The organism is Streptomyces sp. NPDC001406 (assembly GCF_042895285.1).
In the GTDB taxonomy this organism is placed as follows: Bacteria; Actinomycetota; Actinomycetes; order Streptomycetales; family Streptomycetaceae; genus Streptomyces.
The window spans coordinates 560,873-573,993 of the sequence record NZ_JBIAWG010000002.1 but is presented as its reverse complement, the minus strand read 5'-3'; the positions used below and the strand labels follow the sequence as shown (position 1 = coordinate 573,993).

At 71.4% G+C, this 13,121-nt stretch carries 10 protein-coding genes; 4 read left to right on the top strand and 6 right to left on the bottom strand.

All coding sequences use genetic code 11. The features are described 5' to 3' along the window. Nucleotides 1-47 precede the first annotated feature (47 nt). The 4 genes from ACFY1J_RS06670 to ACFY1J_RS06655 form a co-directional block, all read right to left on the bottom strand. Entirely contained in the window at nucleotides 48-1,505 is a 1,458-nt protein-coding gene (locus ACFY1J_RS06670; RefSeq protein ID WP_390707261.1) for an NCS2 family permease, read from the bottom strand. Nucleotides 1,506-1,676: 171 nt separating this feature from the next. After that, nucleotides 1,677-4,061 (bottom strand): xanthine dehydrogenase family protein molybdopterin-binding subunit, encoded by a 2,385-nt coding sequence (locus ACFY1J_RS06665; protein WP_390730788.1) that lies wholly within the window; start codon nucleotides 4,059-4,061, stop codon nucleotides 1,677-1,679. 2 nt (nucleotides 4,062-4,063) lie between these two features. Next, complete coding sequence (locus tag ACFY1J_RS06660; RefSeq protein WP_390707263.1) at nucleotides 4,064-4,663, bottom strand: (2Fe-2S)-binding protein; 600 nt, start codon at nucleotides 4,661-4,663, stop codon at nucleotides 4,064-4,066. Then, nucleotides 4,663-5,553, bottom strand: a complete 891-nt coding sequence (locus ACFY1J_RS06655) for an FAD binding domain-containing protein (RefSeq protein ID WP_390730787.1) — start codon at nucleotides 5,551-5,553, stop codon at nucleotides 4,663-4,665. Before ACFY1J_RS06655 ends, ACFY1J_RS06660 begins: the two co-directional genes overlap by 1 nt. 300 nt (nucleotides 5,554-5,853) lie before the next feature. On the opposite strand from ACFY1J_RS06655, the gene ACFY1J_RS06650 reads away from it, so the two are divergent. From ACFY1J_RS06650 to ACFY1J_RS06640, 3 genes are all read left to right on the top strand, one after another. Then, nucleotides 5,854-7,542, top strand: a complete 1,689-nt coding sequence (locus tag ACFY1J_RS06650; protein ID WP_390707265.1) for a PucR family transcriptional regulator — start codon at nucleotides 5,854-5,856, stop codon at nucleotides 7,540-7,542. A gap of 153 nt (nucleotides 7,543-7,695) precedes the next feature. Further along, entirely contained in the window at nucleotides 7,696-8,478 is a 783-nt protein-coding gene (locus tag ACFY1J_RS06645; protein ID WP_363294543.1) for a hypothetical protein, read from the top strand. A 73-nt stretch (nucleotides 8,479-8,551) separates the two neighbouring features. Further along, the gene (locus ACFY1J_RS06640) at nucleotides 8,552-9,085 is read left to right on the top strand and encodes a DUF2231 domain-containing protein (RefSeq protein ID WP_390707266.1); all 534 of its coding nucleotides are present in this window, start codon (nucleotides 8,552-8,554) and stop codon (nucleotides 9,083-9,085) included. 627 nt (nucleotides 9,086-9,712) lie between these two features. Here ACFY1J_RS06640 and ACFY1J_RS06635 read toward each other — a convergent pair. Next, nucleotides 9,713-10,513: a GntR family transcriptional regulator gene (locus ACFY1J_RS06635; RefSeq protein WP_390707267.1), complete on the bottom strand. Its 801-nt coding sequence runs from the start codon at nucleotides 10,511-10,513 to the stop codon at nucleotides 9,713-9,715. A gap of 671 nt (nucleotides 10,514-11,184) precedes the next feature. On the opposite strand from ACFY1J_RS06635, the gene ACFY1J_RS06630 reads away from it, so the two are divergent. Next, nucleotides 11,185-12,222 (top strand): DUF2637 domain-containing protein, encoded by a 1,038-nt coding sequence (locus tag ACFY1J_RS06630; RefSeq protein ID WP_390707268.1) that lies wholly within the window; start codon nucleotides 11,185-11,187, stop codon nucleotides 12,220-12,222. Between the two features lie 74 nt (nucleotides 12,223-12,296). Here ACFY1J_RS06630 and ACFY1J_RS06625 read toward each other — a convergent pair whose 3' ends face one another. After that, complete coding sequence (locus tag ACFY1J_RS06625; protein WP_390707269.1) at nucleotides 12,297-12,755, bottom strand: ATP-binding protein; 459 nt, start codon at nucleotides 12,753-12,755, stop codon at nucleotides 12,297-12,299. Nucleotides 12,756-13,121 lie beyond the last annotated feature (366 nt).

Here is a 13,121-nt window from a genome sequence, read left to right as displayed (position 1 = left end):
CTCGGTCTCCTTGACGACGGTTGTGTGGAGGGTCTTTCGGGGAGCGGCTAGTGCACGCCGAGCCAGCTCTCAATGGGATTGAGGGCGAAATAGACCAGGAAGATCCCTGTCAGGCCCCACATGAACGCCCCGATCTCCCGGGCCTTGCCCTGAGCGGCCTTGATGGCGACGTAGGAGATGACGCCGGCGGCCACGCCCGCGGTGATGGAGTAGGTGAACGGCATCACGACGACGGTCAGGAACACCGGGATCGCGATGGCCCGGTCGGCCCAGTCCACATGCCGTGCGTTCATCAGCATCATCGCGCCGATGACGACCAGGGCGGCGGAGGCGACCTCCTGCGGGACGATCGCGGTGAGCGGGGTGAAGAAGAGGCAGGCCGCGAAGAACAGTCCGGTGACGACCGAGGCGAGGCCCGTGCGGGCGCCTTCGCCCACGCCGGTGGCCGACTCGATGAACACGGTCTGGCCGGAGCCGCCCGCGACACCGCCGATCGCACCGCCCGCGCCGTCGATGAACAGCGCCTTGGACAGGCCCGGCATCCGGCCCTTGTCGTCGGCCAGTCCGGCCTCGGTGCCGACGCCGATGATGGTGGCCATCGCGTCGAAGAACCCGGCGAGCACGAGGGTGAAGACGATCATCCCCACGGTCATCGCGCCGACCTTGCCCCAGCCGCCGAACTCGACGTGCCCGAAGAGCGAGAAGTCGGGCATCGAGACCGCGCTGCCGTGCAGTTCGGGAGCACCGCCGGCCCACTGCTTGGGGTCGATGACACCGGCCGCGTTGAGGATCGCGGCGACGATCGTGCCGCCGACGATGCCGATGAGGATGGCGCCGGGGATGCCCCGCGCCTGGAGCATGAAGATCAGGAGCAGGGTGCCCGCGAAGAGGAGGACCGGCCAGCCGGCCAGCTCACCGGCCGGGCCGAGGGTGACGGGGGTCGCCTTGCCCTGGTGCACGAAGCCGGACTTGTAGAAGCCGATGAGGGCGATGAACAGGCCGATGCCCATGGTGATGCCGTGCTTGAGCGCGAGCGGAATCGCGTTCATGATCATCTCACGCAGGCCGGTGACGACGAGCAGCATGATGACCACGCCGTACATCACGCACATGCCCATGGCCTGCGGCCAGGTCATCTGCGGGGCAACCTGCGAGGAAAGGACACCGGAGACGGAGAGGCCGGCGGCGAGGGCGAGCGGCACCTTGCCGGCGAATCCCATCAGCAGTGTGCTGAAGGCCGCCGCGAACGCGGTCGCGGTGATGAGGGCCTTCTGGCCGAGTGTGTCCCCCGCCGCGTCCTTGCCGGACAGGATGAGGGGGTTGAGCAGGAGGATGTACGCCATCGCCATGAAGGTGGTGACGCCGCCGCGCACCTCGCGTGCGACGGACGATCCTCTCGCGGATATGTGGAAGTACCGGTCGAGCCACGACCTGCCGGCCGGGTTGCGGGTTCCCGCACCCGCGTCCTCGGCGGTGGTCGTCGGCTCCAGAGACTGCTGGGTCATGTGGGCCTACTCCCAAGGTTCATAGGGGCACCCGCAGCAACCGCCTCGGCGGCTGCGGGATTTGGGATGGTGCTTCGGCCGCACGACCCGGGGGACGGCCCGAGACGAACGATCTGAATACTCCGGGCGGCGCGGAGTGTGTGACGTTCCGTGCGCCGCCCGGAGGGTCTGTCATGCCGTTCCGGTGAGGTGTTCCGGCCGGACCGGCGTCCTGTTCAGCTCCAGGCCCGTCGCGTTGCGGATGGCCGCGAGGACGGCGGGAGTCGAGGACAGGGTGGGGGCCTCGCCGATGCCGCGGAGCCCGTACGGGGCGTGGTCGTCGGCGAGTTCGAGCACATCGACGGGGATGGTCGGTGTGTCGAGAATCGTGGGGATGAGGTAGTCCGTGAAGGAGGGGTTCCTGACCTTCGCCGTCTTCGGGTCGACGATGATCTCCTCCATCACCGCCACGCCCAGGCCCTGGGTGGTGCCGCCCTGGATCTGGCCGACGACGGACAGCGGGTTGAGCGCCTTGCCGACGTCCTGGGCGCAGGCCAGCTCGATCACCTTGACCAGGCCCAGCTCGGTGTCGACCTCGACGACGGCCCGGTGCGCGGCGAAGCTGTACTGGACATGGCCGTTGCCCTGGCCGGTGCGCAGGTCGAAGGGCTCGGTCGCGCGGTGCCGCCACTCGGCCTCGATCTCGACGGCCTCGTCCTCGAGCACGTCCACCAGGTCGGCGAGCACCTCACCGCCGTCGGTGACGACCTTGCCGCCTTCTAGCAGCAGCTCCGCCGTCGCCCAAGCGGGATGGTACGTACCGAACTTGCGGCGCCCGATCTCCAGCACCCGCTCGCGCACCAGCTCGCAGGAGTTCTTCACGGCGCCGCCGGTGACATACGTCTGCCGGGAGGCCGAGGTCGAACCCGCCGAGCCCACCTGGGTGTCGGCCGGGTGGATGGTCACCCGGGCGACGCCCAGCTCGGTGCGGGCGATCTGCGCATGGACGGTGACACCGCCCTGGCCGACCTCCGCCATGGCCGTGTGCACGGTGGCCACGGGCTCGCCCGCGATGACCTCCATGCGGACCTTGGCGGTGGAGTAGTCGTCGAACCCCTCGGAGAAGCCGACGTTCTTGATGCCGACCGCGTAGCCGATGCCGCGTACGACGCCTTCGCCGTGCGTGGTGTTGGACAGTCCGCCGGGCAGCTGCCGTACGTCGGCGCCCTCGCTGCTCTCCCACTGGCGCTCCGGCGGCAGGGGCATCGCCTTGACGCGGCGCAGGAGTTCGGCGACCGGGGCCGGGGAGTCGACGGGCTGGCCCGTCGGCATGATGGTCCCCTGCTCCATCGCGTTCAGCTGCCGCAGCTCCACCGGGTCCATGCCGAGCCTCTTCGCCAGCTTGTCCATCTGCGCCTCGTAGGCGAAGCACGCCTGGACCGCGCCGAAGCCGCGCATGGCGCCGCAGGGCGGGTTGTTGGTGTAGAGGGCGATGGCCTCGATCTCGACGTCGTCGACGACGTACGGCCCGATGCCGAGGGAGGCGGCGTTGCCGACGACGGCCGGGGAGGCGGAGGCGTACGCGCCGCCGTCCAGGACGATGCGGCACTTCACATGCGTCAGCTTGCCGTCGTTCGTCGCCCCGTGCTCGTAGTACAGCTTGGCCGGGTGCCGGTGGACGTGCCCGAAGAAGGACTCGAACCGGTTGTAGACGATCTTGACGGGCTTGCCGGTGCGCAGGGCCAGCAGGCAGGCGTGGATCTGCATCGACAGGTCCTCGCGGCCGCCGAACGCGCCGCCGACGCCGGCCAGCGTCATGCGCACCTTGTCCTCGGGCAGGCCGAGCACGGGCGCGATCTGGCGCAGGTCGGAGTGCAGCCACTGGGTGGCGATGTAGAGGTGGACGCCACCGTCCTCCTCCGGCACGGCGAGACCCGACTCGGGGCCGAGGAAGGCCTGGTCCTGCATGCCGAAGGTGTACTCGCCCTCGACGATCACGTCCGCCCGCTCGCGGGCCGCCGTCACGTCGCCGCGGACGATCGGCTGGCGGTGGACGATGTTGGGGTGCGGGACATGGCCGATGTGGTGATCGTCGCGGTTCTCGTGGACTAGGACCGCGTCCGGGGCGGTGGCGGAGGCCTCGTCGGTGATGACGGGCAGTTCGCGGTACTCCACCTTGATCTTGGCGGCGGCGCGGCGCGCGGTCTCCGGGTGGTCGGCGGCGACGATCGCGACCGGCTCGCCGTGGTGGCGTACCTTGCCGTGGGCCAGGACGGGGGTGTCCTGGATCTCCAGGCCGTAGTTCTTCACGTCGGTCGGCAGGTCGTCGTACGTCATGACGGCGTAGACGCCGGGCGTCGCGAGGGCCTCGCCCGTGTCGATCGAGACGATCTCGGCGTGGGCGACCGTGGAGCGCAGGATCTGGCCCCAGAGCATGTCGTCGTGCCACATGTCGGACGAGTACGCGAACTCGCCGGTGACCTTGAGGGTGCCGTCCGGGCGGAGGGTCGACTCGCCGATGCCGCCCTTGGTGTGCGAACCCTGGGTGATCTTGGTGGGAGCGCCGTTCGTAGGCATGCTCAGACAGCCTCTCCCTGCCGGGCGGCCGCCAGGCGGACCGCGTCCATGATCTTCTCGTAGCCCGTGCAGCGGCACAGGTTGCCCGACAGGGCCTCGCGGATGTCCGCGTCGGTCGGGTTGGGGTTGTTCTCCAGCATCTCGTCGGCGGCGACGAGCAGACCCGGGGTGCAGAAGCCGCACTGGACGGCTCCGGCGTCGATGAACGCCTGCTGGATCGTGGAGAGTTCGGTGCCCTCGCCGGTCTGGGAGTCGGAGGGCTTGGCCTCCCTCCCCCAGGCTTCGCCCGGGGGGACCCCCAGCTGGGCGTCCTGCAGCGACGTACCGCAGGCACCGGTCCCGCAGGAGCGCTGCTTGGCGAACTCTGCCAGCCCCTCGACGGTGACGACCTCGCGGCCCTCGACCTGGCCCGCCGCGACGAGGCAGGAACACACCGGCACGCCGTCCAGGCGGACCGTGCAGGAGCCGCACTCGCCCTGCTCGCAGGCGTTCTTGGAGCCGGGGAGCCCGAGGCGCTCGCGCAGGACGTAGAGCAGGGACTCGCCCTCCCAGACGTCGTCGGCTTCCTGCGGGCGTCCGTTGACAGTGAAGTTGACGCGCATTACGCGGCTCCCTCCGTGATGCGGCGGTCGCCGCGGTACGACTCCCAGGTCCAGGTGAGCGTCCTGCGGGCCATGACGCCGACCGCGTGGCGGCGGTAGCTCGCGGTGCCCCGGACGTCGTCGATCGGGTTGCAGGCGGCGGAGCACAGGTCCGCGAACTGCTTGGCGACCGACGGGGTGATGATCTTTCCGTTGTCCCAGAAGCCGCCCTCTTCGAGTGCCGCGTTCAGGAAGTCCTCGGCGGTCTTCGCCCGGACCGGGGTGGGCGCGGCCGAGCCGATGCCGGTGCGGACCGTGCGGGTCTCGGGGTGCAGGGCGAGACCGAAGGCGCACACGGCGATGACCATGGCGTTGCGGGTGCCGACCTTCGAGTACTGCTGTGGGCCGTCCGCCTTCTTGATGTGGACGGCGCGGATCAGCTCGTCGGGGGCGAGCGCGTTGCGCTTCACGCCGGTGTAGAAGTCGTCGATCGGGATCAGCCGCGTGCCGCGCACCGACTCGGCCTCGACCTCGGCGCCCGCCGCCAGCAGGGCCGGGTGGGCGTCGCCGGCCGGGGAGGCGGTGCCGAGGTTGCCGCCGACGCCGCCGCGGTTGCGGATCTGCGGGGAGGCGACCGTGTGCGAGGCGAGGGCCAGGCCCGGCAGTTCGGCGCGCAGGTTCTCCATGATCCGGGTGTACGGCACGGAGGCGCCCAGCCGCACGCTCACCTCGCCCACCTCCCACTCGTAGAGGTCGCCGATGCGGTTGAGGTCGAGGAGGTACTCGGGCCGCCTGTGGTCGAAGTTGATCTCGACCATCACATCGGTGCCACCCGCAATCGGCACAGCGGAAGGGTGCTCGGCCTTCGCGGCGAGCGCCTCCTCCCAGCTGGCGGGGCGAAGGAAGTCCATGACCGGCTCTCTTCTTCGTCTCGGGGTCGTACGGAATGAGCCAGATCGTGTGCGGCGGGCCTGGCTCGTTCATGTGCTGTTCACGCTGAGTGGGCTCAGTACACAGCGCTGTGGTCCGAGGGGGTCAGTCACGGAAACCATGAAGGAGTTGGCTGGCCAGCACGGGCATCTTGTAGATTCGTATGAATGGAGGCCATCAGAAACCTCCTCGTTTTCCTCTGGAAACACCACCGGGCCCCCGCCCCACTGAACCCTTCAAGATTCATCGTAGTTTTCGAGACAAGAACGGCGGCGACGAGAATGCGGCTGCGCGCACTGCTGGACACCGATGCGCTGGGCCTGCGGCTGCTCGGCGGCGAGGACGAACTCGACCGCGCCGTGCGCGGTGTGATGACCACCGATCTGCGCGACCCCAGCCGGTATCTCTCGGGCGGGGAGCTGGTGCTGACGGGGCTGGCCTGGCGCCGGGACGCGGAGGACTCCGAGCCGTTCGTACGGATCCTGGTGCAGGCGGGTGTGGCCGCGCTGGCCGCCGGTGAGGCCGAGCTCGGGGATGTGCCGGACGACCTGGTGCTGGCCTGCGCACGGCACCGGCTGCCGCTGTTCGCGGTGCATGAGTCGGTTGCGTTCGCAACGATTACCGAGCATGTGGTCCGGCAGGTCTCGGGCGAGCGGGCCGGTGATCTGGCGGCCGTGGTCGACCGGCACCGCCGGATGATGACCTCGGGCCCGGCGGGCGGCGGCCCGGACGTGGTCCTGGACCTCCTCGGCTCCGACCTGGACCTGCGGGCTTGGGTGCTCTCCCCCACCGGGCGGCTGATCGCGGGCTCCAAGGTCGCGGGCCCGGCCCTGCCCCCGGAGACCTGCGCCAGGCTCGCCGCCGAGCATCTGTCCGCCGTGCGCACCGGCCGTCGCGGACCGCACCGGGTGCTGCTGGGCTCCGCGCCCGCGCCCGTGTCAACGTATTCGCTGTTCCCGATCCGCAGCAGCGGCCGTTCCCCGCAGGGGGCCCGGGACGTGCGCGAGACGGTGCTGTCGGACTGGCTGCTCGCCGTGGAGGCGGACGCCGGGGACTGGCCCGAGGAGCGCCTGGACCTGCTCCAGGGCGTCACCCAGCTGATCGCGGTCGAGCGGGACCGGCGGGACGCGTCGCGCACGGTGCGGCGGCGGCTCGCGCAGGAGGTCCTCGAACTGGTGCAGACGGGCGCCGCGCCCGCCGAGATCGCCGCGCGTCTGCGGGTGGCCGCGCCGGTGCTGCTGCCGGGCCTCGGGACCGCCCCGCACTGGCAGGTGGTCGTGGCGCGGGTCGAGTGGGACGAGGGCGAGGTCGAAGGGGGCCCGGTCGCCCAGTCGCTGCTGGAGGAGATCCTGGTCGACCCCCTCGCCACCGGACCCGAGCCCTCCGACCGGATCGCCGTCGCCCACACCGGTGAGGAGGCTGTGGCGCTGGTCCCACTGCCGGCCGTCTCGTCCGAGCACGACGGTTCGGAGGCCGGGATCCTCGCCGACGAGCTCCTGGAGACCGTACGGGACCCGCTGTCGGCGGGCCTGGGCGAGGACGGGCGGGTCACGCTGGGCGTCAGCGCGGCCGTGCACTCGGCGGAGGGGCTGCGGGGCGCGCTGGAGGAGGCGCGGCATGCGCGGCGGGTGGCCGCGGCGCGCCCCGGACACGTGTGCGCGGCGGGCCACCAGGAGCTGGCCTCGCACGTGCTGCTGCTGCCGTTCGTGCCGGACGACGTCCGCCGGGCCTTCACCGCCCGCCTCCTGGATCCGCTGCGCGACTACGACCGCCGCCATCGCGCCGAGCTGATCCCGACGCTGGAGGCGTTCCTGGACTGCGACGGCTCCTGGACCCGCTGTGCCACCCGGCTTCACCTGCACGTCAACACGCTGCGCTATCGCGTGGGGAGGATCGAGCAGTTGACGGGACGGGACCTGTCCCGGCTGGAGGACAAGCTCGATTTCTTTTTGGCGTTGCGGATGAGCTGAGGTCGCCCGGGCGGGCGACGGCGATGCGCCAACTGGTGGCGTGATCCCACGACTTTGTGAAATTATTCACCCACCCTCTTGGCCAGGCCAGTCGATTGGTGCTGGAATGCCGCCACCACTCAACAGCTCGATGGCGCGCTCGGGGAGGGCAACGTGGCGCATACCGCCATGTCTGGTAACGGAACGACCGCTGGCGACGATCCTCTCCAGACCGCGGTATGGCGGCTGCGCTCGCGGGCCTGCTGGGCCGACGCGGCCGCGCTGCTCCCGCCGGACGGCGCGGCGGCCACGCTGCAACGGGCCGGGCTGCTGGTCGAGCGGTGTCTCTACACCGAGCGGGGCTGGGCGGAGGCCGAGGACGCGCTGCGTACGGCCGAGGCGCAGGCCCGCAGCGACGAGGAGCGGGGCGCGGCCGCTTGTGAACGCGGGCAACTTGCGTACGCGGCCACGATCCACGGGGTGCGGGACCGGGCCGACGAGGCGCGGGCGGCGCTGGGGCGGGCGGCGGCGCTGCTCCCTCCGGGGGTGCCGGGCCGGGCCCTGCTGGACTTCCGGCGCGGTCTGCTCGCCGAGAACCTGGCCCGTTCCCCGCAGGCGGCGCTGGCCGCGTACCGGCGCGCCCACGCGGCCGCCGCCGCGCACTCCGACCCGCTGCTGCTGTCCTTCACCTGGCGCCACCTCGCCGGGCTGGCGCTGCGCGAGGGCGAGTTGGCGGAGGCGAGGCACGGCTTCGCCGAATCCCTGCGCATCCGGGAGGAGTTGGGCTATCTGGTGGGTACGGCACCGGCCCTCGCCTCGCTGGCCGACGCGGAGTCGGAGCCGGAGGCGTCCCGGCTGCGGGAGGAGGCCCGCCGGCTGTTCCGCCTGCTCGGCGGCGTACCGACCTGGCTGGCCCGCCAGCTGGCCCCGCCGGCTCCGGGGGCGGCCACGGCCTGAGCGCGGACCCAGAGGGAACTGAGAGGTTCCTGTGCCAGGCTGGCGCGCCCGACCCCCTCACAGGAGTACCCCGATGAGCCTCGTCAATGGCCTGCCCGCACATGTCCTGCTCGTCCATTTCGTCGTCGTGCTCGTTCCGCTGACCGCGCTGGCCCTGGTGGTCTGCGCCGTGTGGCCGAAGGCCGCGCGGCGACTGGGCCCGCTGCTGCCCCTGCTCGCCTTCGTCGCGCTGGTGAGCGTGCCGCTGACCACTCAGGCCGGAGAGTGGCTGGAGGAGCACGTCGACGGCAACGCCCTGGTCCGCCGGCACGCCGAACTGGGCGACGGGCTGCTGCCCTGGGCCGCGGGCCTGTTCGTCCTGGCGGCGGCGGTCTGGTGGGTGGGCCGCCGCCAGTCCACGCCGGACACGGCGCAGGCCGATTCACCCGCCGCGGCACGCCGCTACGCCCTCCCCCTGCGGATCACGTTCGCCGTACTGTCCCTGGCCGTGGCCTCGGGCGCGGTCCTGGACGTGTACCGCATCGGCGACTCCGGCGCGAAGGCCGCCTGGCACGACGGCTTCTCAAAGACGGCAAGCAACACGGGCTCCGACAACGACGGCTCCTGACCCCCTTCGGGCCCGCGCCACGCACCACCCACACGGGACGCGCCGCGCGGGCCCGGCAGACGGCTCAGCCCGCGCCGAACGTGGGCCAGGCCACATCGGCCGGCACCACGCACCGGTACGCCTGCCCCGCATCGGCGACCCCGGCACGACGGCTCCTCGAAAACCGCAAGCGCCACGGGGGCCGAAGGCGAGGCCCCTGACCCCCTCCGAGCCCACACCACGCACCACCCACACCGAACGCGCCACGCGGGCCCCGGCAGACGGCTCAGCCCGCGCCGAACGCGGGCCAGGCCACATCGGCCGGCACCACGCACCGGCACGCCTGCCCCGCATCGGCGACCCCGGCACGAAGGCCGCCGGGCACAACGACCCCTCGAAAACCGCAAGCGCCACCGGGCCGAAGGCGAGGCCCCTGACCCCCTCCGGGCCCACGCCACGCACCGCGCCCGCACGGGATGCGCCGCGCGGGCCCCGGCACACCGCTCAGGCCGCGCGAAGGCCGACCCGCACGACGGCCCCTCGAAGACCACGTGCGCCACGGGGGCCGAAGGAGACGGTTCCTGACCCACGCCGGCCCCCGCACAGCCACCTCAGGCCCGCAGACGTCCAGGCAGCGCAGCGTGACGCTCAGGCCGCGCCTGCGAAATGTTCGCCCACCAGGGCTCGTACTACGTCCAGGTCCCGGGCGATCAGGGCCTCCAGCAGTGCCGTGTGCTCCGCCGCGTCGGCGATCAGGTCGGCGTGGCCCGGGCGCGGGGGGCCGCCGACCAGGGGCCACTGGGAGCGGCGGTGCAGGTCCTCGGCGATCCGGACGAGCTGTTCGTTGCCGGAGAGGGCCAGGAGCGCACTGTGGAAGGTGCGGTCGGACTCGGCGTACGTGGCGCGGCAGCCGGAGGACGCGGCGCGCGTGGTGTCCTCGGCGAGGGGCCGCAGCTCGGCCCAGCGCACGGCGGGCACCGTACGGGCGAGCCGCAGCATCACCGGCACCTCGATCAGCGCGCGGATCTCGACCAGCTCGGCCAGCTCCCGGGTGCCCCGCTCGACGACCCGGAACCCACGGTTCGGCACGACCTCGACCGCGCCCTCCAGGGCAAGCTGCTGCATGGCTTCCCGCACGGGCGTCGCGGAGACCCCGAACCGGTCACCGAGCGCGGGCCCCGAGTACACCTCGCCCGGCTTCAGCTCCCCCGTCACGAGCGCGGAGCGCAGCGCGTCGAGGATCTGGCCGCGCACGGACGAGCGCTGCACGACCGCCCGCGGCTGCGGAATCGGCCGCTCACTGTGCGTGTGCTCGCCTCGGGCCTCCGGCGTCGAGGTGTCGCGCTCGCGTGCCACGTCCGCGGCGCGCGGCTGCACGGGCACCCGCGCCGCATCCGCCGGACGATCAGGAATCCCCGTTACGGCGGAGCCGTGTGCGCCCTGCTTCACGGGGGTCCTCCTCCGGGTTGTCGGCACTTGGGCTATTAACGGCGGGTTGTTACTCACCCGTCAAGCACCTTAGGCGCACAACGCGTCAGTTCAAATTCCGAACGAAGCGAGTAAGGCAAGGCTTACCTTTTTATCCGTTCGCGCTCGCCGATCGGTGGTTCCGCCATGCCCGTCGCCGCCTCGGCCGTCTTCCGCCACCCCCTGAACGGACGACCTCGACGCGTTCCCGGCGTGGGACGAGTCACAGGTGCTGCGGGACCACCTGCTCCCGCGGTGGCCGGACACCTGGAACCCGTCCTCGCGGGGTTCGGGCCGCGCGGGCGGCGGCGCGGGCACGTGCTGTGCTCACTGCGGTCGCGGCGGCCTGAGGCACCCTCAGGACACGGCCCGGCCCGGTGTCCACTAGGATCACCGGCGACGGGGACACCCCCACGGAGACAAGCAGTTCACAACTTCCTCACTTTTCTCAGGAACTTTCCGTGGCCCCATCCGTACGGGTAGTCTTATTCGAACTCAACTCCCGCCCCTCAAGCGGCAGTTCGAGCAGAACGCCGCCCTGGGCATCCCCTTGCACTTCGTTGGCGGCCTCTTGCCCCGAAACCCCCTGAGGGCCGTTGGGATTGGGCCACTATGGCGGGCGATACGCCCTATCCCAATGCAAGGGACCCCAGATGAGAGACATATCGCTGAACTGGCTGCTTCCGGGCGGCGTACTGCTCCTGGGCATGCTGGCGGCGGTTGCGGTGCTTGCGCGCGGTAAGCGCTCCTCGGGGAAGGACGCGAGCGCGGACGACTCGTGGGAGCGCAGCGAGGAGCGCCGCCGGCGCAAGGAGGCCATATACGGCACCGCCTCCTATGTCCTTCTGTTCTGCTGTGCGGCGGTTGCCGCGGCACTCTCCTTCCACGGCCTGGTCGGCTTCGGCCAGCAGAACCTCGGCCTCACCGACGGCTGGGAGTACCTGGTGCCGTTCGGCCTCGACGGCGCGGCCATGTTCTGCTCCGTCCTCGCGGTGCGCGAGGCCAGCCACGGCGACGCGGCCCTCGGCTCCCGGATCCTCGTATGGACGTTCGCGGGCGCCGCGGCCTGGTTCAACTGGGTGCACGCACCCCGGGGCATCGGCCACGACGGCGCCCCCCAGTTCTTCTCCGGCATGTCGCTGTCGGCCGCCGTGCTCTTCGACCGCGCGCTGAAGCAGACCCGCCGGGCCGCGCTGCGTGAGCAGGGCCTGGTGCCCCGTCCGCTGCCGCAGATCCGTATCGTCCGCTGGCTGCGGGCCCCCCGCGAGACCTACAAGGCCTGGTCGCTGATGCTCCTGGAGGGCGTGCGCAGCCTGGACGAGGCGGTCGAGGAGGTGCGCGAGGACCAGCGTCAGAAGGAGCAGACGCGGCTGCGCCGCCGTGAGCAGCAGCGGGTCGAGCGTGCCCAGCTCAAGGCGATCAGCCGCGGGCACCGCGGTTTCGTCGGCCGCGGCACCGGCCGGCAGATGGAGATGCACGAGGTGGAACGCGGTTCCTCCCAGGTCACTGCGGAGCCTGCCATATCCGCGCCGGAACCGCTGCCCGTACGCTCTCGGCCCTCCCTTCAGCCGGTCCGCAAAGGGTCTGACCCGATCACGGTCGACCTGACCGCGGAGGACGACACCATGGCGCTGCCGCGGCTCGACTCCCTGGAGCGCAAGCTCAAGGACCTTGAGCAGCAGTTCGGCTAGTCCGGCCGGGGCCGGACACCACTCGGGACGGGGGCGTGACCTTCAGGGTCACGCCCCCGTCCCGTTGCCGTGGCTCACGCGGCCTCCGCGCCGAGTTCGAACCACACCGACTTCCCCACCCCGTGCGCCCGCACGCCCCACGCGTCCGCGAGGGACTGCACCAGCACCAGACCCCTGCCGTTCGTGCCCTCGTCGGCCTTCGGCGCGCACATCCTCGGCCTGCGGCCGACGAAGTCCCGCACCTCCACCCGCAGTCCACGCGGTCCCAGGACGGCTGTCAGGACGGCATCGCGGTCGGTGTGGACGAGGGCGTTGGTGACAAGTTCGCTGGTGAGCAGTTCGGCGATCTCGGAGCGGCCCGGCTTTCCCCAGTGCCTCAGGAGCTCGCGCAGTGCCCTGCGTGCCTCGGGCACCTCCCGCAGGTCCGCGCGGCCCAGCCGGCGCCTGAGCTGCGGTGCGTGCGTCTGCTCCACGACGTTGATGTTGACGGTCTCTTCCCCCACTGCCTTCGCCGAGGAGGCCCCGATCGCCACGGGACCGCCCCCTCGTGCCTGCCTCTTCATGACCCCCGCCCGCACGCTGTTGCCGGTACCCCTCCTGATCGAACACCTTCACGGGGATCCATGCCCCGTCCGTCCGGGGGCAGTCATGTCGAAAAGTCAACAACCAGCTCTTCGGCCACGGTTGGAGGGGACTTCAGGGCAGGCTCCAGTGCCCCCGCGTCCAGGTTCCGGACCTGGGGTCCGCAGTACGCCGCCACGGGTGCCCCGTCAAGGGCCTAACGGTTCCGTTCTGCCGATCCGGCCGCCGCCATGGCGGAGACCGGGCACGCGATACGCCGCAGGGACGATTCTGCAGGGCCGGTGAAACTGGCCGGAATCAAACGGTCCCCACAGCCT

Coding starts and splice junctions, on each gene's coding strand:
- ACFY1J_RS06655 (WP_390730787.1), bottom strand. CDS start 5,553: ATGGACTTCCTTCGCCCCGCCAGCTGGGAGGAGGCGCTCGCCGCGAAG.
- ACFY1J_RS06630 (WP_390707268.1), top strand. CDS start 11,185: ATGAGAGACATATCGCTGAACTGGCTGCTTCCGGGCGGCGTACTGCTC.
- ACFY1J_RS06640 (WP_390707266.1), top strand. CDS start 8,552: ATGAGCCTCGTCAATGGCCTGCCCGCACATGTCCTGCTCGTCCATTTC.
- ACFY1J_RS06660 (WP_390707263.1), bottom strand. CDS start 4,663: ATGCGCGTCAACTTCACTGTCAACGGACGCCCGCAGGAAGCCGACGAC.
- ACFY1J_RS06650 (WP_390707265.1), top strand. CDS start 5,854: ATGCGGCTGCGCGCACTGCTGGACACCGATGCGCTGGGCCTGCGGCTG.
- ACFY1J_RS06670 (WP_390707261.1), bottom strand. CDS start 1,505: ATGACCCAGCAGTCTCTGGAGCCGACGACCACCGCCGAGGACGCGGGT.
- ACFY1J_RS06665 (WP_390730788.1), bottom strand. CDS start 4,061: ATGCCTACGAACGGCGCTCCCACCAAGATCACCCAGGGTTCGCACACC.